The sequence below is a fragment of the Acetobacter pomorum genome, assembly GCF_002738225.1.
In the GTDB taxonomy this organism is placed as follows: domain Bacteria; phylum Pseudomonadota; class Alphaproteobacteria; order Acetobacterales; family Acetobacteraceae; genus Acetobacter; species Acetobacter pomorum.
This window is the reverse complement of record NZ_PEBQ01000178.1, coordinates 1-20975: the sequence shown is the minus strand read 5'-3', so window position 1 is coordinate 20975 and position 20975 is coordinate 1. Positions and strand designations below refer to the sequence as shown.

Annotated in this window: 22 protein-coding genes; 8 read left to right on the top strand and 14 right to left on the bottom strand. The window is 44.6% G+C overall.

Annotation, left to right across the window (positions count from 1 at the left end; genetic code table 11):
* Window positions 1-7: 7 nt before the first annotated feature.
* The 3 genes from CSR02_RS14200 to CSR02_RS14185 form a co-directional block, all read right to left on the bottom strand.
* Window positions 8-2362 carry a TonB-dependent siderophore receptor gene (locus CSR02_RS14200; RefSeq protein WP_042786293.1) on the bottom strand — a complete coding sequence of 785 codons (2355 nt, stop codon included), beginning with the start codon at window positions 2360-2362 and terminating at the stop codon, window positions 8-10.
* A gap of 454 nt (window positions 2363-2816) precedes the next feature.
* On the bottom strand, window positions 2817-3308 hold the full coding sequence (locus tag CSR02_RS14190) for a hypothetical protein (protein ID WP_099542089.1): 492 nt from the start codon (window positions 3306-3308) through the stop codon (window positions 2817-2819).
* A 283-nt stretch (window positions 3309-3591) separates the two neighbouring features.
* Window positions 3592-4263 (bottom strand): O-methyltransferase, encoded by a 672-nt coding sequence (locus CSR02_RS14185; RefSeq protein ID WP_099542088.1) that lies wholly within the window; start codon window positions 4261-4263, stop codon window positions 3592-3594.
* Window positions 4264-4370: 107 nt separating this feature from the next.
* Here CSR02_RS14185 and CSR02_RS14180 point away from each other — a divergent pair, with 107 nt between their 5' ends.
* Window positions 4371-5078: a TetR family transcriptional regulator gene (locus tag CSR02_RS14180; RefSeq protein ID WP_099542087.1), complete on the top strand. Its 708-nt coding sequence runs from the start codon at window positions 4371-4373 to the stop codon at window positions 5076-5078.
* 140 nt (window positions 5079-5218) lie between these two features.
* On the opposite strand, the gene CSR02_RS14175 is transcribed toward CSR02_RS14180, so the two are convergent.
* Together CSR02_RS14175 and CSR02_RS14170 are read right to left on the bottom strand one after the other, a co-directional pair.
* Window positions 5219-6112: an alpha/beta fold hydrolase gene (locus CSR02_RS14175; protein ID WP_099542109.1), complete on the bottom strand. Its 894-nt coding sequence runs from the start codon at window positions 6110-6112 to the stop codon at window positions 5219-5221.
* A 211-nt stretch (window positions 6113-6323) separates the two neighbouring features.
* Window positions 6324-7160, bottom strand: a complete 837-nt coding sequence (locus CSR02_RS14170) for an alpha/beta fold hydrolase (RefSeq protein WP_099542086.1) — start codon at window positions 7158-7160, stop codon at window positions 6324-6326.
* A 97-nt stretch (window positions 7161-7257) separates the two neighbouring features.
* On the opposite strand from CSR02_RS14170, the gene CSR02_RS14165 reads away from it, so the two are divergent.
* Window positions 7258-7755 (top strand): MerR family transcriptional regulator, encoded by a 498-nt coding sequence (locus CSR02_RS14165; RefSeq protein WP_099542085.1) that lies wholly within the window; start codon window positions 7258-7260, stop codon window positions 7753-7755.
* Here CSR02_RS14165 and CSR02_RS14160 read toward each other — a convergent pair.
* Entirely contained in the window at window positions 7752-8444 is a 693-nt protein-coding gene (locus tag CSR02_RS14160; protein ID WP_099542108.1) for a type 1 glutamine amidotransferase domain-containing protein, read from the bottom strand. The genes CSR02_RS14165 and CSR02_RS14160 overlap by 4 nt on opposite strands.
* A gap of 149 nt (window positions 8445-8593) precedes the next feature.
* Here CSR02_RS14160 and CSR02_RS14155 point away from each other — a divergent pair, with 149 nt between their 5' ends.
* Entirely contained in the window at window positions 8594-9514 is a 921-nt protein-coding gene (locus CSR02_RS14155) for an SDR family oxidoreductase (protein ID WP_099542084.1), read from the top strand.
* A gap of 80 nt (window positions 9515-9594) precedes the next feature.
* Here the strand turns inward: CSR02_RS14155 and CSR02_RS14150 are convergent, their stop codons facing one another.
* On the bottom strand, window positions 9595-10365 hold the full coding sequence (locus tag CSR02_RS14150; protein WP_099542083.1) for an alpha/beta fold hydrolase: 771 nt from the start codon (window positions 10363-10365) through the stop codon (window positions 9595-9597).
* Window positions 10366-10820: 455 nt separating this feature from the next.
* On the opposite strand from CSR02_RS14150, the gene CSR02_RS14145 reads away from it, so the two are divergent.
* Window positions 10821-12659, top strand: a complete 1839-nt coding sequence (locus CSR02_RS14145; RefSeq protein ID WP_208616838.1) for a GmrSD restriction endonuclease domain-containing protein — start codon at window positions 10821-10823, stop codon at window positions 12657-12659.
* Window positions 12660-13116: 457 nt separating this feature from the next.
* On the opposite strand, the gene CSR02_RS14140 is transcribed toward CSR02_RS14145, so the two are convergent.
* The 4 genes from CSR02_RS14140 to mobC form a co-directional block, all read right to left on the bottom strand.
* On the bottom strand, window positions 13117-13692 hold the full coding sequence (locus CSR02_RS14140) for a hypothetical protein (protein WP_099542082.1): 576 nt from the start codon (window positions 13690-13692) through the stop codon (window positions 13117-13119).
* 135 nt (window positions 13693-13827) lie between these two features.
* Complete coding sequence (locus tag CSR02_RS14135; protein WP_143225608.1) at window positions 13828-14172, bottom strand: DUF6538 domain-containing protein; 345 nt, start codon at window positions 14170-14172, stop codon at window positions 13828-13830.
* A gap of 208 nt (window positions 14173-14380) precedes the next feature.
* Window positions 14381-16198, bottom strand: a complete 1818-nt coding sequence (locus CSR02_RS14130) for a relaxase/mobilization nuclease domain-containing protein (RefSeq protein ID WP_099542080.1) — start codon at window positions 16196-16198, stop codon at window positions 14381-14383.
* 33 nt (window positions 16199-16231) lie between these two features.
* On the bottom strand, window positions 16232-16582 hold the full coding sequence (mobC, locus tag CSR02_RS14125; protein ID WP_099542079.1) for a plasmid mobilization relaxosome protein MobC: 351 nt from the start codon (window positions 16580-16582) through the stop codon (window positions 16232-16234).
* A gap of 279 nt (window positions 16583-16861) precedes the next feature.
* Between mobC and CSR02_RS14120 the strand changes: the two genes are divergently transcribed.
* The 4 genes from CSR02_RS14120 to CSR02_RS14110 all read left to right on the top strand — a co-directional run bounded on the left by CSR02_RS14120 (window position 16862) and on the right by CSR02_RS14110 (window position 18696).
* Entirely contained in the window at window positions 16862-17131 is a 270-nt protein-coding gene (locus CSR02_RS14120) for a hypothetical protein (RefSeq protein ID WP_099542078.1), read from the top strand.
* 235 nt (window positions 17132-17366) lie between these two features.
* The gene (locus CSR02_RS14115; protein WP_099542077.1) at window positions 17367-17720 is read left to right on the top strand and encodes a hypothetical protein; all 354 of its coding nucleotides are present in this window, start codon (window positions 17367-17369) and stop codon (window positions 17718-17720) included.
* A gap of 59 nt (window positions 17721-17779) precedes the next feature.
* A complete protein-coding gene (locus CSR02_RS16385; RefSeq protein ID WP_143225607.1) occupies window positions 17780-18037 on the top strand; it encodes a hypothetical protein in 258 nt (85 codons plus the stop codon).
* Window positions 18038-18096: 59 nt separating this feature from the next.
* Window positions 18097-18696 (top strand): hypothetical protein, encoded by a 600-nt coding sequence (locus CSR02_RS14110; RefSeq protein ID WP_099542076.1) that lies wholly within the window; start codon window positions 18097-18099, stop codon window positions 18694-18696.
* Window positions 18697-18715: 19 nt separating this feature from the next.
* On the opposite strand, the gene CSR02_RS14105 is transcribed toward CSR02_RS14110, so the two are convergent.
* The 3 genes from CSR02_RS14105 to CSR02_RS17185 all read right to left on the bottom strand — a co-directional run bounded on the left by CSR02_RS14105 (window position 18716) and on the right by CSR02_RS17185 (window position 20392).
* Window positions 18716-19270, bottom strand: a complete 555-nt coding sequence (locus CSR02_RS14105) for a type 4 pilus major pilin (RefSeq protein WP_099542107.1) — start codon at window positions 19268-19270, stop codon at window positions 18716-18718.
* A gap of 11 nt (window positions 19271-19281) precedes the next feature.
* Window positions 19282-19647, bottom strand: coding sequence for a hypothetical protein (locus CSR02_RS14100; RefSeq protein WP_099542075.1), 366 nt, complete (start codon window positions 19645-19647; stop codon window positions 19282-19284).
* A 616-nt stretch (window positions 19648-20263) separates the two neighbouring features.
* Window positions 20264-20392 (bottom strand): hypothetical protein, encoded by a 129-nt coding sequence (locus CSR02_RS17185; protein ID WP_264820768.1) that lies wholly within the window; start codon window positions 20390-20392, stop codon window positions 20264-20266.
* Window positions 20393-20975 lie beyond the last annotated feature (583 nt).

The window sequence follows — 20975 nt, the reverse complement described above, 5'->3', positions numbered from 1 at the left end:
AAAAGTATCAGAATTCCGTAGAGAAAGTGAAGTGATAAACGCGGGGCAACCCGGCATACAGGCTGGAGGCTGCGCCAGATGTGCCACTTGGCGCACCGGTATAAACAGAGGCCCAGTAACGTTCATTGGTGGCGTTACTTACCCCAAAACGCACAACCCACGGAAACTGCGTAACATGGAATGCATAACGCGTGCCCAGATCCAGCGTTGTATAGGACCCGGTATGCAATGTGTTGGTAACATTAGCTGCACGGTTGCCCATGTAATGCACATTGGCATTGAAGGCCCAGCCAGATGCAAATGACCCCATTGAAGCCGGGAGTCGATAATCCAGCAGCATATTGGCCTGCAAAGGTGCCGCTCCAACAATTTCCTTGTTGTTGAGGGTGGAAGAGGAAGCATGCACCAATTCTGCATCCAGCCATGTCATGCCAGCAAGAACAGAAAGATTGGGCAGGACTTCTCCTGAAATCTGAGCTTCCACCCCGTAGTTACGCTGCGTGCCCCCATATTGATAGGTCTGGCAGTTTGTCATGGCTGCGCACCCGGCATTGGGGTTTCTGGCCGCGATATACATTGCGTAAGGTGAGGTCATACGGAAACCGGCAACGTTAAACTGCATTGTTTTATAACGCAGTTTGTAGCCAACTTCATATTCCTCGGAATGTGCAATGGGCAGCGCCATGTTTGTATTGGTATAGCTTGCGCTGTTGGGTGTTACAGGTCCGGCCTCAACAGAGCGACCATATGTAAAGTAAATGGTCTGGTTATCTGTTGGTTTGTACATCACGCTGGCCGTTGGGCTGAAAGCGGCAGATGTATCAAACGTCTTTCTCAAAGGTGTTTTGGAATTGAGTGCGCTTTCCTGATTTATCCAGCTCCACGCAAGCGTGCCCATAACTGTCCAATGTTTGTTGATACGCATTGTATCACCCACAATAAAGGACTGGCTGGTGACGCTGCTGGATTTGTACCGCCCATGATAATAAGGCTGTGCGCCATTGTTGGGTGAGGGGCCATAGAGGTTATGTACCCCCAGATTTTGCGCACTTGTTACCGCTCCGGTGGGGTTGTAGTTCCCCATCATGTAGCCGTTTGTTCCGATTACCAGATCATGCTGAAGCGGGCCTGTGTGAACACGACCATTGAAATAGGCCATATTACTGCCCACACGGAAATCATCCGCTGTGGTTGTGGCTGTGGCCTTGGAGCTGAACCAGCCATCGCTGCCCCTTAGTCCACCACAGGTTTTGCTGCCATCGCACAATGTATCGGCAACACCAAAGGATTGTCTGGCCGCATCTTGGTACAGGCCGCCCAGTGTAAAGCTCCAGTCCCGGTTGATCTGGTGTTTGATCTTGGCAAGGAAAGTATTGGTTTCCATGTTGTAGCCGCTCCATTCAGGAGCCAGGCGCTTGCTGAGATCCGGCGCTTCCGGAAGATGGTCTCCGCCCACGCCGGTGGCCAAAATGCCAAAACCCGGAGCCGTACCGCGTTGGTCAAATGTATAGTGGCTGGCGTCAATTTCGATAACTGTCTTGTCATCAAGATGGATATCGAAATCACCGCTTACCATTTCGCGGCGTACCATACTGCCTTGTGTATAGGCCGTGCCATTGGCATGCAGCATGTTCAGACGGTAACCAAACCAGCCATTCCGTCCTAAACGACCAGAAATATCGCCATTAACTGTTGGGGTGCCAATGGAATCCACCCCAACAGAAAGGCGTTCTGTACGCCGGTCAGTTGGGCGTTTGAGTGTATATTCAAAAACGCCGGCCGGGTTTTCTGGCCCATACATTGCGCCAGCCAGTCCGTTAAGGACCTGCAGGTTATCGACCCATTCAGCCGGATAAGGTGTGGTGGCAACCACATTCAACCCATCCAGACGCGAGTTGGATATCACATCAGCTTCAAAGCCACGGGATTGAGGGCGCGATGTATTGGGGTCACCACGGACTTCCAGCTGCACAGAAGGCAGATATTGCGCCATATCATTGAGATTGCGGATTTGCTGATTAACCACAACATCATGCGGAACACCCATAACGGAATAGGGGGTATCCAGAGTATCTCGGTTTCCCAAAGGTCCAAGATAGACAATCTTGTTCATATACTTGGCGCCAGTGCCATCTGCGGCATGGTGGCCATGAACATTCACAGTCTCACCATTAGAGCCATCCAGTATTCCGGCAATAGGGGCGGCAGAGGCCTGTGTTTTGGGTGCAACAGCTTTGGTGGCGGCTTGTGTGCTGCTTGTATGCGACTTTGTAGAAACAGGCGTTGCCGCCAGTGCCGAAGTTGTCAACAAAAGAGCGCTAAAAGTACCGGCAGCGCAAAAAGTATAAAAACGATCGTGCATAGATCTGGCAGGTCCGGGTTTGAAATAAAGAAGAAAGGGTGAGGTTCTTTTGCCGGGGCAGATATGCGTTTGTCTATGTTTATCCGTACATAAATATGTATATAGGTGAATATGGACAAAGAGTGATGCCAAAATAATACAGTCAGGCTGATATGGTCCTGAATTAGGATATATTTCCTATTTTGCGAGAATATAACAGCCAGAATAAGTGCCCTGCTTTTGTCTCATCAAGCGATAAGAAAATTGAGCTGGATAATACGGCAGAAATAGATATTCGTTCTGCTTTTAAGACCTGTGTAAACTATTGGCAGATAGCAAATTTCCGCATCGCGCGGCTTGGCAGGTGGGCCGTGGAAGAGCACTGCTCTTCCACGGGGATTTTTCTTTATTGGCATCGCATTAAAGATAAATTTAGATTTAATGTTATCGTGTCTTAAAGAATCGTTAGTTGGCTTTAAGCCAGTCTTGTTTCCAAATCGGCAAAAGCATCGGCTGATAGAGAGTACACACCATCACTGACCTGATTGAAACTTGTTCCCACTAAACTATCCAGAATTTTGGTTAAATGGCTTGCCATGCTTTCTTTATAGTACATGGTTGCTTTTTTCATCATATTGAGAAGTTCATTGCGCGAAAAAGTTTCTTTGCCTTCATATATTTGCAAAGTAACAGCGGCTGCCTCTGCTACCTGTACGCCGGTTTTGGCTGCAAGTTTCTTTGCAACGCTGTTAACGTGAAGTTTCTGCCCAGATGCGAGAGAAGGAACTTGGTCTGCGTTTGCTGGATGTAGTGGAATATGCTCGGACTCTTTTTCCTGAGAAGGTGTGCTGGCAGACAAATTCTCAATATATGAAAAGAGTTCTTTGATTTCAGTGAGGCTGAAAGGTGTTTCTCCTTCATACTCAAACTCTACCGCATCAACTTTTATACGTATTGTGGTAGTCATGAGGTACCTCCGGTTAACCGCAATTTTTGGCGGTCTAAATTGGAGATAAGAGAAGCTGTTTAAGTATCAAGAATAGCAGGCCATCATTTAACTGAATTTAATGGAGTGTGTCGGATACAAAGCATGAGCATGCGGTTGGATGATCCGTTAAGGACTTTTTGGGCAATAAAATGTCTTTTTATTTCTCACACCCATCCACAATGGTTGATGCGGAGTGAATCGCTTTAGAAGCACATTGCCCATGGTACTCGCTCATGGGCAATGTGTTCCTAAAGTGTGTCAGTCAGCCAAGTTTCATAGACAGTTCGACGTCTCCAGCAAATGGCAGGGATAGGTAACCCCCAGCAGGAGCGCGTACCTGCGCCAGATAATCCGGACTGTAATCAGCATTGTCGGCGATAATCATCGCGCCAGGCCGCAGCCTACTTTCCAACAGCGCAAGGATATCAGGATAAAGCGGCTTGGCACCGTCAAGCAGCACAAGGTCGATGGTCTCAGGCAGATTGGTGGTGAGCGTGCTCAGGGCATCCCCCTCGCGTATTTCCACAAGATCGGCCAGCCCGGCTTCTTCAACATGCTGCCGTGCACGGACGATTTTGGAAGTTTCAAATTCGGTGGTGATCACTTTGCCACCGCCATTGTCGCGCAGAGCAGCGGCAAGATGGAGTGTTGAGATTCCGAAGGATGTTCCGAACTCCACAATATTTTGCGCCTTCATGGCGCGGGCCAGCATGTAAAGAAGCGTGCCAGTCTCGCGTGAGACAGGAAGCCACAGGTCTTTTGCAAGACCGTAGAAGTTCACATAGTCAGCCCTGCTGCTGACCAGACGCTGCAACTCCTCTGGGGTCAAGCCGGAGATGGCAGGGCTTGTGGCAGCGTCCGCCTCGGCGAACAGCCGGTCGAGCAACGGGGCGACGGGTGCACTCATCAGGGTGAGTGCTTTATCAGGAGTCATGATGTGATCTCTGCTCAGTAACGGGGTTGTTGCTACGCTTTACTTTGCGCACCCTGTAAAAATACGATTGATTACTCGCATTTCCTATTCGCATTCTCCGGAACATCATGACCCATCGCCGTAACCCAAGGATTTCCGTTCGCAAACAGCCCAGCCAGGCGCGTTCGGCGGCACTTGTCGCCACCATTCTGGAAGCGGCTGTTCGTGTTCTGGCCGAGGAAGGTGCCGCGCGTTTCACCACGGCCCGTGTGGCGGAGAAAGCCGGTGTCAGCATCGGTTCGCTCTACCAGTATTTCCCTAACAAGGCCGCCATTCTGTTCCGGCTTCAGACCGATGAATGGCGGGAGACAACCGCAATGCTGCGCGATACGCTTGAAGATGCCGCCAAACCACCGCTGGCGCGTTTGCGCACGCTGGTCCACGCCTTCATTCGTTCGGAATGTGCGGAAGCGTCAGTTCGTGTAGCGTTAAACGATGCTGCTCCCCTTTATCGAGATGCGCCAGAAGCTGTCGAAGTGCGACAGGCTGCAAGTGTTATCATCCAGCGTTTTATGCGCGAGGTTCTGCCTGATACTCCAGATGCCGCGCGCGAAATGGCGAGTAACCTCATCAGGACAACTTTTAGTGCCGTCGGCAAGGCGTTCTCGGAGCAACCCCGAAGTGATGCAGAAATTGAATCCTATGCCGATGCCATGGCCGATATGTTCGAAGCGTATCTGATATGGTTTTCTAAAAAATATAATCCAGAACAGCAGAATTACGATATACATAAGCGCTCTGAGCCAAGCAGCATTGCTCCGCTTTGCAAAGCCTGAAATGGATTTGTCTTTTAAGAACCATCGGCACTGGGTCTGACAGCCTCTTGACGGAAGCAGGGGGGAAGAATGATTGTTGAACGATTCTGACACATATACAGATAATGCTAGCGTTTCTGATGTTATATTTTCTGCGAGTTTCATAAAAACTCATTAAGCCGTCGCAGTAATACATCAGGAGCTTCTTCCTGTGGGCTATGGCCGCAGTCAATTGCGTGCCCACGCACGTCAGTCGCTTTTTCGCGCCATGTTTCCACAACGTCATATAGCGCTCCTACGGTGCCGCGTGCGCCCCAAAGTGCTAGTAATGGCGCTTCAATCCGTTTGTTGGCATCGGCTGCATCATGAACCAGGTCTATACTGGCTGCGGCTCGATAGTCTTCACACGTAGCATGCCGCATTGCCGGGTCAGCATAGCAGCGGCGGTATTCAGCCATGACGCGAGGGTCGACTGATCCCGGTATTTTGATCTGCCCTGCTATGTGGTTTTCTAGAAAGAAATTGGGATTCCCATCAATCAACTTTTCTGGGAGTGGATAAGGTTGAATTAGAAAAAACCACCAGAAATAACGCCGGGCAAACTCCATATTGGTTCTGGCATACATTGTTGCTGTTGGTGCAATATCAATCAGCACTAATTTTTCTACGGCCTGTGGTGTATCCAGCGCCATGCGATGCGCCACTCGTCCGCCCCGATCATGCCCCACAACCCTGAACCGTTCAAACCCGAGTGCTTTCATGACACCAACCTGATCAGCGGCCATTGCACGTTTGGAATAATTAACGTGATTGACGCCGCCTTTTAGCTTTTCACTATCGCCATAACCGCGCAGATCAGGTGCCACAACGGTAAAATATTCTGCCAGTGTGGGCGCAACCTTGTGCCATGTCAGGTGCATTTGTGGGTGGCCATGTAGCAGAAGCAACGGTGGTCCACTTCCACCGATGGCTGTGCGGATCCGCACGCCTTCTACTTCAATATCCCGCCATTGAAAGTCGGGTAATAATTCTGGAAATGTTCTGATCTGGCTCATGATTGTGCCCATATTTATCGGGTCATACATATCATAAAATACAGGGTATCAGAAAAGCTGTTTCATTTTGATAAAGACCTGTTGATGACTCATTCGCTGATGGTTTAATAGCTTTCTGCGTTTCTGGTGTTGTTAGATAGTTCAACCATGTTGCGCATACTGAGCACATCAACCAACAGTCGTTAAACGTCACATCGTTATGATGCGATCATCATCCGGTAATGAACGCCAGGATATCTGCATTGATGACGTCTGCATGTGTTGTGTGCATACCATGCGGATAACCGGGATAGATTTTCAGCGTGCTGTTCTGAAGCAGTTTGTCCTGAAGAATTGCCGCATTTTTGTAAGGCACGACCTGATCGTCATCGCCCTGCAGCACAAGCACCGGCACTGTGATAGCCTTCAAATCCTCCGTCTGATCCGTTTCGGAGAATGCTTTGATGCCTTCATAGTGAGCCTTGGCGCTGCCCATCATGCCCTGACGCCACCAGTTGCGGATTGTGCCTTCCGAAACGTCTGCTCCCGGGCGGTTGAAGCCGTAGAACGGTCCGCTCGCTACATCCAGGAAGAACTGCGCGCGATTGGCCGCAAGCCCTGCACGTAGTCCGTTCAGGACTGAGATCGGTGCGCCATCAGGGCTGCGGTCCGTCTGAACCATCAGGGGCGGCACGGAGCTGATGAGAACGGCCTTGGCAACACGTCCCTGAGGTTGACCATATTTCGCGACATAGCGGGCAACCTGGCCCCCGCCGGTCGAATGCCCGACATGGATGGCGTTTTTCAGATCGAGGTATTCCACAACGGCCGATGCGTCAGCCGCGTAATGATCCATGTCGTGCCCATCGCTCACTTGTGCCGAGCGACCATGACCGCGACGATCATGCGCGATCACGCGAAATCCCTTGCTCAGGAAAAACAGCATCTGCGTGTCCCAGTCATCGGCGCTAAGCGGCCATCCATGATGGAAGACGATTGGCTGGGCATTCTTCGGCCCCCAGTCCTTGTAGAAAATTTTCGTGCTGTCGGACGTCGTTACGAATGACATGATACGTCTCCTGAACAATTCAGAGCTTGATATTGCCCAGACGCTAACGTTGAACATAAGTTCAACGTCAAGATGAATCTGGAATGGGAAACCGGATATGAAGATTGGAGAACTGGCACGGCTAAGTGGCCTTACGCCATCAAGAATCCGGTTCTATGAGCGCATCGGACTGCTGAAAACGGTTGACCGTTGTCCCAACGGATACCGAACCTATCCGCAGCAGGCCGTGATGATCCTGGGTCTTATTACAACGGCGCAACGGGCTGGGTTTACACTGGATGAAATCCGCACCCTGCTGCCCCCTGATCTGAAACACTGGGACCATGCTGCCCTGACACGCAAGATTGCGGATATCGAAGCGCTGCAGGTACGCTTGGCCCAGAGCAGAACGCATCTGCTCCGTCTGATCGAGGATATTCAGGTGCGCCCCAACGACATGGACTGTGCGGCCAATGCGCATCGTGTCCTGACGAATATGCTAGCGGAACACCCCAAAGCCTTCGACGTCACGTCGGACGATATCCGCCTTTTGGATATGACGGACCGCCGTCAGTCAGTAAGCCCTGGTCGCCGTAAAAAGACGGCATCCCGTTAAGACCTATCCAGAAGCGCCACCACTTTTCTTGCCGTTGCTCTGGCGGAAAAGGGGTTCTGTCCTGTCACCAGTTGTCCATCCGTCACGACATGAGACATGAACGGAAGTAGCGCCTTTTCATAGATCGCGCCTCGTGCCTTCATCTGTGCCTCCGCATTGTAGGGAATTTTGCGCGCGACACCTGCCAACTTCTCCTCGGTCCACGAAAACCCGGTGATTTTCCGACCGCGGACCAGAAATGAGCCATCGGCAAGCCGGGTGTTCAGCAGCCCGCAATATCCATGACAGACAGCGGACACCACGCCGCCCTTTTCCCATAGTGCGCGGGTGATGGTCTGAAGGCCCTCATTGTCGGGAAAATCCCACATCACGCCATGACCGCCGGTGAAGTAGATCGCATCGTAATCGCCCGGATTGATGTCTGCGGGGCAATCTGTTGAAGACAGCAGGGTCATTTTTGTCGGATCGGTCAGCCAAGCCTTGGCGGAGGCATCGCGCATTGGCCATTTTAATGCGCGCGGATCAAGCGGAACCCTGCCACCTTTTGGGCTGACAATGCGTTGTTCATAACCGCTGGCGGCAAATATGTCCCACGCATGCGTCAGTTCCGACAGCCATAATCCAGTCGGATGCGCGGAATTGCCGAAATGAGCGGTGTTGGTGACAACGTGAAGGATATGACGGTTCATGGCTGGCCCCTCCCATGCGGCAGCTTTTCTGACCACCGTCCTGTAACGTTCAAGCCCGGTTAAAGGTCAATCTGTGGTTTGACATTAAATCTGACTTCAAGGTTAACGGTGTAAGGGCAAACCACCTGACATCATGGAGGCAGCCTCACATGCAGACAATACTGGGCGCAAATGGTCAGATCGCCACGGAACTGGCGCGGACATTGCATCAGCATCATACGGGGGCGTTGCGGCTTGTGAGCCGCAATCCTCGTAAGGTCAACGAAGACGACATGCTTATGGCGGCAAACCTGCTGGATGCAGGGCAGACGACACAGGCAGTGAAAGGAAGCCGGATCGTCTACTTTACGGCCGGCCTGCCCCCTGACAGCAAACTCTGGGAAGAACAGTTTCCCGTCATGCTGAGGAATGTCTTGCAGGCGTGCCGGTTGGCGGGCGCCAGTTTTGCCTATTTCGACAATACCTACATGTATCCGCAGAACAGCCAGATCCAGACGGAGGAAACGCGCTTTGCGCCGGTTGGCCGGAAAGGACGGGTGCGCGCCGCAATGGCCACCATGGTGCTGCAGGAAATGGCACGCGGAGACATTCCCGTGCTTATCGCCCGCGCACCGGAATTCTATGGTCCAGGAAAAACCCAAAGCTTCACCAACGCCCTGATCATTGACAGGCTGAAAGCAGGTAAAAGGCCCCTAGTGCCTGTCCGTGACGACACCCGCCGGACCCTCATCTGGACGCCGGATGCGAGCCGTGCGCTGGCAATGCTAGGCAATACACCGGGTGCTTTCGGACAGACCTGGCATCTGCCGTGCTGTGACGATCGGCCGACTTACAAGACATTTGTCACCATGACGAGCAGGATTTTCGGACGTCCCCCTTCCTATTCGGTTATTGGAAAATGGCCACTGATCATTGCAGGCATTTTTTCAAAAAAGGTGCGGGAGATCAGGGAATTGCTGCCTCGTTATGAACAGGACAATCTTTTTGACTCAGGCAAATTCAAACGTCATTTCCCCGAGTTTCCCGTGACGACATATGAGGAGGGTCTGGAACTGATCCAGAAGGAATAGAGGGACGGATACCGTCTTCATGCCAGATATCTGGAAATCAGAAAGGGGTTTCTCTAACGGGCCGTGCAACCGCATAGCCTTTAGGCTATGACGCGATTCATGAAATCCTGTAAAAAGGGAAAAACACGTTCAGGGATGTCTTCAAGTAACGTGTGTTTGGCGAAGGGCAGGTTCAGCAACCTGGCACCTTTGACCTGCTCAGTAAGTTCAAACGCCTGTTGCCGCGATACCAGCATATCGTCGTCACCATGCACGACGAGCAGAGGGCACTGGATGTTTTTTACAGATGCGCCGGGATAGGCGTTTTCATCGCAACCGAGCCACATATGCGTTGCGGCCGTAAATAACTTTCCGAAATCTGGTTGGGGATTTTCTGCATTATAGACCGATATTTGATCCCCAAACATCTCATGCCATTTTTCAAGAGTGATCGTCTGATAAATCCGTCGGGCCGGATCATTTTCCGGCAATACCCAATGCGCGCCGACCGCTATGACGAATTCGGGTTGTATGGCACGCGATGCAGCCAGACGCAGGGCGACAATGCCGCCATCACTATGTCCGATGATACCGGATTTTTGCAGCCCCAGTGTGGTGAGGGCCACGGTAAAATCATTCTGAAGTTGTCGATACGTCAGGGGAGCCGTTCCGATACCAGAGCGACCATGCCCGCGCGTATCAATGGCAATCAGCCTGTAATCTTCTGCTAGATACTTTGCGAGTGGAATGAAATTGAGCCGGCTCTGCAAACCGCCATGAAGCAGTACAATAACTCTCCCTGTCGGGTTCCCGTCTTCAGAGACGAACAAACTTGTATCGCCAACTGATACAAACTTCCCTGAAGTAAACATTCAATGGCTTTCATAAAGTTGAGCGCTCTGGATCGTGCAGTGAGATTATAATCGATCAAGTTATATACTCAAGATTTTATGCTGCTCATGCCAAATGAAGGTTTTAACATCGCTCGACATACAATTTAGATAAATAAAAATGTCTGCTATTTTAGGTTCGAGCGCAGATAGTGGACGCTCTGCTCACCCCCACATAGCTGCTTGCCGACTTTCTGTTTTCGCACAGCAGACGATCTAAGATCCCGCGGCGCATACTGCGATCTTGTATGCCCGTTATGTTATGAGTCTACGGGTAATCTCGCTTTGCTTACGTTATGGTAAATTTTAAGTAATGAACACCTCATAGAAAATGAACGAAGTAAAGGAGTTAAAGAGGCGTGGTACAAGCAAGCTTTCAGACTAACCCGATTGACCTTTACCGACTGCTCGACGAATGTGATCGTGGTATTATATAATTGCCTGATTTTCAACGAAGTTCGGTATGGGATGAAGATCGCATTAAAAGCTTGATTGCGTCCGTTTCCCGTGCCTTCCCTGTTGGTGCTCTTATGTCATTGGATACGGGTGGTCCCGTGAATTTCAAGCCGCGGCCTGTAGAAGGCGCCCCGGCAGAAGCCTGCACCACATCACCCCAATCCCTGCTTCTTGATGGTCAGCAACGTATGACATCCCTTTATCAGGTCACGTTGCGGGGGAAGGTTGTCGAAACAGTCACGCCTAAAAACAAGCGTGTCAAACGATGGTTTTATATCGATATTGCTAAAGCGATTGATCCCAGTGTTGATCGCGAGGAAGCCATAGTCGGCGTGCCAGAAGATCGTATTGAACGAGCGGATTTTGGTCGAGCGGTTACACGCGATCTATCGACCCCTGAAAAGGAATACGCGGAACTTATGTACCCAGTTAGCCAGGTTTTCGATTGGGATATGTGGCAAGATGGCTTCACCGACTACTGGTCTGGTGAACTTCATAAGGAAATGCGAGAAAAATTCCGTACCTTCAAACGTGAAGTTCTCGAAAATTTCAAGATGTATCGTGTTCCAGTCATCGCGCTCGATCGCAGTACATCAAAAGAAGCTGTATGCGTTGTGTTCGAAAAGGTGAATACGGGTGGAAAACCCTTGGATGCTTTCGAACTGGTAACGGCGATGTATGCCGCTGAAGGGCATGAACTACGCAAAGATTGGTATGGCGACAAGCATATAAAAGGCCGACATCAACGCCTAGCAGATGCCTGTCGTTCCGCTTCTTCTGATACCGGCATTCTTGCTGGCGTAAGCAATACCGATTTTCTCCAGGCTGTTTCGTTATTTTATACTCGGGGACTACGCCAGATAGCAGAACAAAACGGTAAGAAAGGCAAGGAACTTCCGGCAGTTTCGGGAAACCGTCAGGCGCTGCTTAATCTCCCGCTTTCCGCTTACAAACGTTATGAAGCTCAAGTAGAACATGGCTTTATGCAAGCAGCAAAATTTCTGCATATGCTTCATATTTACCGAATTTTCGACCTTCCATATCAGTCACAGATCATTCCGCTTGCAGCGATCCTGGCTGATATCGGCGATGCCTGGGAGCATGAAGCAAATCGTGCCAAGCTTGTCCAATGGTATTGGAACGGTGTGTTTGGTGAACTTTACGGTTCTGCCGTAGAAAGTCGCATTGCTCGTGATTTTCTAGAGGTACCATCTTGGCTTATGGGCGGACCAGAACCCTCCACAGTTAGCGAAACCATATTTCGTAACGATCGCCTAAAAACCATGCGGATGCGGCTTTCTGCTGCATATAAAGGGGTCAATGCGCTTCTGATGAAAGAAGGTGCTGAGGATTTTCGATCAGGACAGAAATTTGACCATACCGTATTCTTTGGGGAGAATGTTGATATCCATCATATTTTTCCTAAAGATTGGTGCAAGACACACGGTATCAAGCCTGCCGTTTTTGATTCGATCATTAATAAGACCCCTTTGTCCTATCGTACAAATAGAATCATTGGTGGGGTGGCTCCGTCAGAATATCTGCGCAAATTGGAAAAAGGGAATAATTCAACTCCACCGATCAGTGCCGACAAACTCGACAATTATCTACGCACTCACCTCATAGATCCCGTGTTGCTTCGAGCAGATGCTTTTGAAGCCTTCATGGAAGATCGACAAAAGCGCCTCCTCCACCTCATTGAGCAGGCTATGGGCAAAGAGGCATATAGTGGCACTGTTCCTGAAGAAGGTGAGGATAATAGTGCATTTGAGGATGGTTCGGAAACAGAGTTGGTGGTTCTTCCCACTGAACAGAGATGATGAGCATCCGAACGCTGGCGACAAAGCGATTGATAGGAATACAATCTTTGTCACTGGAGTGTGTGGTAGGAAAGCTTATTGAACATCCAGTGGAAGAAGTCCATGATTTTAAGAGCACGGCACTCAAAAATAGACCTATAGGTAATTTCCAACAATCAGATAGCCACTTTGTGATTATTTAAATCTAAAAGCCGATCTTCAGCTTTTCCCCCTGCTTAGCGGTGGGATATAGTGAGTTCAACAAAATCGATTTAGTTTGCTCACCCAATAGAGCGGTTTTTTATCATTCATGGTTGAAGGAAGCTGTTTAGCTCCTGTTGAAGATATCCAAGGCGGTGGCAGGGGGATATGAAAGGTCGGATAGTCCAGAATTCTACCACCGGCTGCAGGTTCTGCATGGCAATGCCACCTTGGTTACGCAGCTTGGTCTAAACTGTCTGCCGGAAAGAGTGGAAAGTCACACTTTCCGGCAGACCAAGGCGTTTTTTGAATTTTGAAAAGGTTTGGGCAAAGTCCGTTCCTCGCCCTCGGGCAGGGGGCAGGTCTGGGAACAGGTAATGTTATCTCTCCTGTACAAGGTGCCCCAGAGGGCCGAGAGGCGTGAAAAATGGTTTTTGACCGTCTTACCGCTCAGTGTTTCCAGCTCTTGCTCTTTGGCTCGCACAATCGCGTCATGAATGCCAAGAGAATTTTTGTGCTTGCCGTGCGTCGAGGGCAGGGCAAACAGCATGTCCCGAAACTCCCCAGCCATCCCGCCAGTAATCTGCTCCACTAGCTTGTCGCCAAAAGCTTCCACGAAAAGACCGATGGTCTTTCCGGTGTCGCGAATAATGCCGGGGCTTTTGGTTTTATCGCGATAAATGAACTGGTCGGCCATTTCCGTGATAGTCGGGGCTGTCTTTTTCTGAGCGCTGGATGTGGCTTTATTGGGAGCAGGGCGGGCCGAAGGCTCCTCCTGCACAAGCATAAAAGCAGCCTGTGTCTCCTGCGCTGCATTTTTGATGGCCACCACGATGATGCTCAGGTTGAGCAATCTGCTCCCGCAGCATGGTTTTTTCTGTGGCGTTGCGCAGATAGTCTCTGGTGGCAGTGGCATGTAGCTTCTCGAAGTCCGCCATCAGCCTGTCTATGCCGTCATTGGATATCTTAATAAAGTCTTGCAGTCGCTTCAGGCTCTGCATCTTGTCGAAGTAGAACCGTGCGCCTGTTCATAGGTTCGTTCGGCTTTCACCCTCTCATCCTCAATTGCAATCATACGATGTGTATCGCGTATGATGTCTTGATAGAGAGCAATAAGCTTTCTCAGGTCCTCAGGTGAGGCATCTTCGTACATGACTTTGGCTTTACTGAAGAACTCTTCGGTTCTGGCATAAAGCCCGGCTGCGCGTTCGCGTGCAACCCGTTTGCTGTTGGTCTGGAGAGAAAGGGAGATTTCCGTGCGGCCCAGCAGGGGGAGAAGGACGTGGGGAATGGTGCGGCGGAAGTGGTAGTGTGAGCCAAGCAGCCGGAGCATGTCGGTTCCCATTATGGGAAGGTGAACGGGACACGGTCCTTTTGTCCTGCCAGGCAGGAACTTTATTCAATAGTTTCAAGAGGTTAGTGGTGCGAACTGCGGGACTCGAACCCACAGTAACACCTAAAAAATACTATAAACTATTGTTTTATATAGTTTTTTCATCCGTTCCTTCTACAGTAAACTGTAGAAAGTAGCGGTAGAAAAATCAACCAAAATTAGGTCTAAAAGTCGGGGTTTTTGGAACCTTCTGGACATGCTTGTTTAAGCCGTTTTCTGGCTCGTCAGGTTCGTTTTGAAGATTTTGTATATACTCCTCTTTTTCCCTCTGATTTGAGCCTGTGACAGCTTCCATAGCCTTGTATGGGTCGGCTTCTTCTTTAGCTTCCATAAAGTCTTTGACGCCCTGGCTATCCAGATCATCTAAATCTTGATCCAGTAAATTCCCTAGACGGTTGTATATACGTCTGGCCTCTCTGGCTTCTGGTCTATTCTGCCATTTCTCAATTTCCGCAGTTTTCTCCATGGCTACGCGGTTTGCTATGGTATCTATGCCTTCTTCTCGTGTTTTTTCATTTTTTAGCATTTTTTCAGCAAGTTCACTTTCATGATATTGAATAAGTAACTGCTCTCTTTCTGACTGTGTTAATAAGTCTATATCTTCAACGCCTTCGCATAAACCTAAGTAATGACCAATATTTTTAACAAGTGCCATAGCTAATAAAAAGGCTTTTTCCATAGCTTCTTTTAATTCATTTTCTTCCAATTCCTTAGCTGTTTTTTTATTATTGTTGAAGAAACTAGAATTATCTTTTAAATACTTAATTTTATTTTTAAGTTCAATAACATCTTTCTTTTTTTCTTTTAAATCATCAAATTGGTTTTTAAATTCGTGCCTAATTCTTTGTTTAATAGTCATGCTTGACTCTTCAACAAGGTCAGGATGTGGAGCATTTATTACCTGTAATAATTTTTCTTGTTCTTCTTTAATGACATCCTCAAAACTTTTTTTAGATACAGGCATGTCCATGCGGTTCTTTACGGAATCCTGAACATCGTTTTCCACATCATTTTTAAAGATAGAAGCAACAGGCCCATTATTCAGGGCTTCCAGCATATCGACAGGCTCGGATACTGGCATGTCTGAAAGGTGTAAATTAATAGCACTATTTTCTTTTTGCTCAATAATATCTGTTATTTCCTTAGCATTCATTTTTAATATTGACGCAACAGAACCAATAACAAATTTACCGTTTTCGGTAGCAATAACAGGTGTTAATTTACCATCCTTTCTTTTATACTGTCCATCTATTATTTGCATTCCTAGCGGTTGTAATTTCTCTTGTATTTCCTGATAATTCTTTATTCCATCACATTCATTTTTTGCTATTCTGCATAGCTTTTTTATATCAATGTCGTTACGTTTTGCTTCCTGTAATGCCTTTGGTGTATATTTCTGTTTCGGTAATGGCTCTTGTGCCAGCTTACCAGCAACAGCAGAAACTTCTGGGTTTAAGTCTTTTGTAGCAATTTCAACGGCTTTGTTATGTCTTCCTACTACATGCGTAAATCCAAATTCATTTTCTAAAGTTCTCGCTATTTTCTCGTGTCTTTGATAGTTCTTTTTGTCAGATAATACTTTTCCGTTCTCCAAAATTTCGGGAACAGTTATATGATAATGCTGGTTAGATACTTCTTTATCATCTGTATCCTTTTCTTTTGTGTGACGAACAACAACTGCATCATCAACATTAAATTCAAATTCGTCCGCTAATGCCTGTAATGTCCTGTTAAACTGCTGATCGTTCATTTTTTCAGTGCTGTTAACAATCCAATGTCTCAACGCATATTTTGACGGCTTGCCAGCTTTATTACGTGCAGAATCAAAGGCTTCAACCATGTCCTGGCGGTTCCCTTTGATTAATTCAATAGCTTCATTGTCTTCAATTTTGTCCAGTAAATGCCTACTAATATTAGTAGGCCCAGATTTCGTTTTTATGCGTGTTGATTTAATAATTATACTCATCGTTTTTAATCCTCATTTTATAATTGTCCTTAATTATCTCCAAACTTTCTTTAATGCTTTTCTGAGTTCTTCACGCATGTCTGAAAGGTTCCTATCAATGTTTGATAAAGTTCCAATTTCACCCGTAGTATTCGCGTGTTTTGCAATTTGGTTTAAGTTATTGCCTATTGCTGATAGCTGTCTTTTTATCTCTAATAATTCGGTAGCAATAGAAGCTCCACCATGCATAATTTCATATAAAGATTTTCTCATTAAGTGAGACATCTTAATATTATTTTTCTTACAATACTGTTTAACTTCGTCATGATAATCACGAGGTAAACGCATTTTTAACTGTCTCCATAATCCTGGATGACTGTTATTTTTCTGTTCTTCATTTGACATTTTTTAATACTCCCATGTGTTAAAATTCAATGTCTCAAATCTGCCAAAAAATGAGCGGAAGCCTCATTTTTCCAGCGTCAATACACCGTATTGGCATGGCTGGCTTCGTCAGTTCACTGGCATGGTTCTATTATAGCACATAAGAACACACATAATATTTAGATCACGAAAAGCACTATAAAATAAGAAGAAAAAGGAACCGTCTCTTTTTTGCAAAAAGAACCGCTATAATGTGTTTAGAACTCTCTCACATTAGAGAGTAAACAGGAGATTATTACCATGAATGAATATGAAGAATACGATTTAATTGCTCGTAAAGTTAGAGGCTCAAACGAATATATACTGTTTGTAGAGCAAGAAGATTACGCAGAAGATATATTTTTAAGACAAGAAAAAAAGACATCTTATTTTGTGTGTATATCATCAACCAAACATTTTAATGTTAAAAGTGTTATTGAAGTGATCGAGAAAACAAAATTAACGAAAGATGTAAAAAAAATCCTGGAAGATTATCAAGAAACCAAAATGCTTTTTGATTCTATGATATAATAAAAATTGAGTGTTTTGCTCGTTTGTTTTTTGTTCCTAAAAATTGAATGTCTCTATATCAGGAATGGTATAGAGATTTTTTTTATATATTTTTCCAAAAATCATTTTGGCGGTTCTGTTTTTCCTTATATTTATTGATAATAAAATTTTTTTATATTTTTTTTATCGTTAGCGATATTTTGTGGTATTATATAAATATCCCGCAATTACGGGATATACAAAAGGAATATAAACAATGAGTAACACAAAAAAATACATAGTAGTTTTTGATTCAGAAGGTTTTAATGCTGGAATTGAAATTATTGAATCTAATGAAAAATCTCTTAAATCTATCGTTAAAGGTTTATCAAAAAAGGTTTTTCAGGATTTAGTAGCTTCTACTGATGTCGAATTAAGTGATTTTCATATAGAGTCAGGAATATCACAAGATCAGGCTAATGAAAATTTTGCAAAAAACATATTATCAGAAACAACTATTTATGTAATTGATTCTGATAAATGCGATTTTGAAGATTATGATTATGACGACTTAATGGATTTCATTTCTGAGAATGATATTAAACCATATTCAAGATTTACAGACATCTAAAAATTATAGGTTTTCCCAGATTTCCTTAAAAAATCTGGATTTTATAAGGAATAAAAACAATGGAAAAAATATTAGAAAATGGGAATAAGTTAGTAATTGCAGAAAGTCAGCAACATGGCTCACCAAAATGGGGCAGGCGTTACGGTATATACGTTTTAGAAATTGAGCCAGATACTCATTTTTACAGAAAAAACGGTAAAAATGTTATTAAGTTAAGATATGAAGCGTCAGCGGTAAAATGGATGGGAACAAATTCAAGTCCTGAGTATCGTTTTTACTCCGAACGAGCAGAAGAATTTTTTAACTCAATTCATTAATAATAACGGGTTTTTCAGATTTCCCGCCAAAAAATCTATTACAATAAGGAATTTGAACAATGAGAAAAATTATTATATATCAATCAGATGATAACTTTTATTATATTTTATCATCGCAACAGAAAACGACAAGAAACAGTAATTACGATTTATATAGATATAGTCTTATAAAAACTGATTCGTTAGATTTTAATAGAATGAATTCAAAACACATTATAGAAAAAATATTTGTTGGTGAATTTGCAATAAACGAACATTATATAAAAAGTCAATATGTTGTTTGTCTTGGATTATTGAGCAATATTATTTATAACAATGACAATAAATATTTTACTGTTAATTATAAAATTGATTCATCTGATAAAACAACAGTTTTAAAATCTGGTGGTGTGAATATAGATAATATTGATGTGTTAAGTAGTTCTCCAGAAATTGCGAGTATTTTAACATCTTATAAAGATTATAAGTTTATAGATACTTATCAAGATATAAGACAGTTTTTAATAAAAGTAAAAGTGTGTATTTATAAAAACACTACTTATAATAAGGAGGATTACAAAAAAATATATAGTAAATTCTACAGAATTAAGAAGATTATCAATAAACATAATCTAAATTTTAATATATCTAATATAGATATTAAAAAGTTAAAAGGCTAGTCATTTGACTAGCTTTTTTTTAATGCTGAATCCTGATATTTACATAATTATTATTGCCATTATCGCAATTTTTTATAACCTGGATAGGTGTAAATCCATCAGGATGATCTTCTTGCATACCCGTTACCGTCATACTTTGAGCAACATTTTTATAATCCAAAAGCCCTAAGCGTTCACATGCTGACTGCGGAAGATATAAAAAATTAAAGGCAAGGTATATATTATCTCCTTGGTTGTCCTTCTGATAATTAAAAGGTATTACCTCAATTTTTCCACCGTATGGCGTTACAATCAGACCATCTTTTATAAATTTAGATGGTATTAATCCAGATTGTGCAAGAGATTTAGAATCTAAATCTTTATATGATGATTGAGAAGCGGTAAGCGAATTACAGGCATCAATTAATAAGCTAACTTCCGTTATTAGCTGTTGTGTCTTTTGTTTTTCAGAAGCCATACTATATAAAACCATCACAAGACCGATTAATATAGCCATAATGCCTAAGACAAATAACGCCTCAATTAAGGTTAATCCTCTTCTTCTATGTGTCTTTAACTCATTGTTTTTATTCATTTTTCTAATCCTTAAATTTCTAATGATTTTGGTTTAAATTGTCTTTTTTGATCTGCTAATTTTTCTGCTCGTTTGCTTTGATTGTTCTCAAAGATAGACAGACAACCAGCAAAATATTCCCTGACATTACTAATTTTAGTATCCAAAAAATGGCGGTTTTCCGCCGTTAAATGAGGGTTTGCACGCTCTGCAATACGGCATATTCCTGCGGTTGCGGGTGGTAATGTGTCAATTTCATCTTTAAAAGGTAATGTCTTATTATCTACTATAGAAAAAATGACATCAGCACATACCATAGATGATATAAAATTACCGTTAATTGCTTCATCACATAAAACATTAAAACATTCATCAACAATATTGATTAAATCAAACATTTTTAAATACTCCTTTATATTCCTACAATTATTATAATCCAAAAATACGAATATTAGGAATTTTGAAAAATCGAAAATGTATATACAGAGATACCCAAAATAATACTATTTTTTATAGTGAAATTGCGCGGGTTTTTGGTCGATTTTATGGAAAATTGCGCGGGTGAAATTGCAAACACAAAACAGGACTAACGGGAAACCTACCAGGCGTAAGCCTCTCAAAAATGGCGGTTTTCTGCGGTTTTTTGGGTGCTTCTTTGCTGATTTCTGGAATTCTGCAACGCCATTGCATGATATTTTTTTTATACAAGTCTGTTACATCTGCGCGGGTTTTTGCTCAAAATTCCCCAAAATTGCGCGGGTAACTTGCACATAGGAGCCATTTCAGAGGGGTTAAATTTTCTCATGTGCTAATATACAGCACCCCCTTTTAGGATGCTGAAAACGGCTTAAAATAAGTGTATATACAAAATGTTACCTCAATAGGCAGGTGGTAAAATTTCATTTTTCAGGTGGTTTATATATACAAAAACATAAAAAAACCGCTGTTATCACCATTCGGCCAGCGGTGACGACCCCTTTTTTAAGGGGTCTAGCATTGGGGTTTTAACGGTTTTTACATAAAATTCATTAAAAACTCTAATGTGTTAACTGCACCAACTGCAAAAAGCGGTGGAAATATGAACAACCAGAAAATAAATTTTATGGGGCTAACGTCTGTATATTCATCATTATCTTTACTCATTGTTTTTTATCCTTTTTCATGTTTTCGCATTTGAAAACCCTTATATTATATCACAAAGAAAACAATAATATCATTGCAGGGACATAGTGCGAAAAGCTAACGGCCAATAGCTGTGCTCCTCTAGCCTTTCCGGCAATGAGGAAAGCCCTAACGGCTTGAGTGATTGATAGGCCGGGCAGGCCGTTAATGGTGTCCTATTATTGAATATGGCTTAAAATCTCCATATATCGCCGTATATACGGCTCCATATATATGTTGGCTACCACCCTACCTTGTATATACAGACATCACTGTAACGGCTTTAAAATGGGAAATACAGCTATACCAGATATAGGCGTATGAGTTGACACAAGTGTCTCCTGTTAGATTCCTGTTAAAATTGATTTTTTGGTATATTTGGGGATTTTTTAGCCTGAAAACCGTCTTAAAGCGTCTAAACTAAGTAAACTTTGTATATACTCTATAGGAATTTGGTCTTCATCAGTCAATTCAAAGTCAAGCCTTGGCTTGACTCTTGGATAATTAGAAATAAGTGAAACCAAATTATTATATGTAGTATTTTCTACAACATAATTAATGTCTG

Bases quoted from the DNA above. Each gene is read 5' to 3' on its own strand.
- CSR02_RS14200 (WP_042786293.1), bottom strand. From the start codon at position 2,362: ATGCACGATCGTTTTTATACTTTTTGCGCTGCCGGTACTTTTAGCGCT.
- CSR02_RS14190 (WP_099542089.1), bottom strand. From the start codon at position 3,308: ATGACTACCACAATACGTATAAAAGTTGATGCGGTAGAGTTTGAGTAT.
- CSR02_RS14185 (WP_099542088.1), bottom strand. From the start codon at position 4,263: ATGACTCCTGATAAAGCACTCACCCTGATGAGTGCACCCGTCGCCCCG.
- CSR02_RS14180 (WP_099542087.1), top strand. From the start codon at position 4,371: ATGACCCATCGCCGTAACCCAAGGATTTCCGTTCGCAAACAGCCCAGC.
- CSR02_RS14175 (WP_099542109.1), bottom strand. From the start codon at position 6,112: ATGAGCCAGATCAGAACATTTCCAGAATTATTACCCGACTTTCAATGG.
- CSR02_RS14170 (WP_099542086.1), bottom strand. From the start codon at position 7,160: ATGTCATTCGTAACGACGTCCGACAGCACGAAAATTTTCTACAAGGAC.
- CSR02_RS14165 (WP_099542085.1), top strand. From the start codon at position 7,258: ATGAAGATTGGAGAACTGGCACGGCTAAGTGGCCTTACGCCATCAAGA.
- CSR02_RS14160 (WP_099542108.1), bottom strand. From the start codon at position 8,444: ATGAACCGTCATATCCTTCACGTTGTCACCAACACCGCTCATTTCGGC.
- CSR02_RS14155 (WP_099542084.1), top strand. From the start codon at position 8,594: ATGCAGACAATACTGGGCGCAAATGGTCAGATCGCCACGGAACTGGCG.
- CSR02_RS14150 (WP_099542083.1), bottom strand. From the start codon at position 10,365: ATGTTTACTTCAGGGAAGTTTGTATCAGTTGGCGATACAAGTTTGTTC.
- CSR02_RS14135 (WP_143225608.1), bottom strand. From the start codon at position 14,172: ATGCTCCGGCTGCTTGGCTCACACTACCACTTCCGCCGCACCATTCCC.
- CSR02_RS14130 (WP_099542080.1), bottom strand. From the start codon at position 16,198: ATGAGTATAATTATTAAATCAACACGCATAAAAACGAAATCTGGGCCT.
- mobC (WP_099542079.1), bottom strand. From the start codon at position 16,582: ATGTCAAATGAAGAACAGAAAAATAACAGTCATCCAGGATTATGGAGA.
- CSR02_RS14120 (WP_099542078.1), top strand. From the start codon at position 16,862: ATGAATGAATATGAAGAATACGATTTAATTGCTCGTAAAGTTAGAGGC.
- CSR02_RS14115 (WP_099542077.1), top strand. From the start codon at position 17,367: ATGAGTAACACAAAAAAATACATAGTAGTTTTTGATTCAGAAGGTTTT.
- CSR02_RS16385 (WP_143225607.1), top strand. From the start codon at position 17,780: ATGGAAAAAATATTAGAAAATGGGAATAAGTTAGTAATTGCAGAAAGT.
- CSR02_RS14110 (WP_099542076.1), top strand. From the start codon at position 18,097: ATGAGAAAAATTATTATATATCAATCAGATGATAACTTTTATTATATT.
- CSR02_RS14105 (WP_099542107.1), bottom strand. From the start codon at position 19,270: ATGAATAAAAACAATGAGTTAAAGACACATAGAAGAAGAGGATTAACC.
- CSR02_RS14100 (WP_099542075.1), bottom strand. From the start codon at position 19,647: ATGTTTGATTTAATCAATATTGTTGATGAATGTTTTAATGTTTTATGT.
- CSR02_RS17185 (WP_264820768.1), bottom strand. From the start codon at position 20,392: ATGAGTAAAGATAATGATGAATATACAGACGTTAGCCCCATAAAATTT.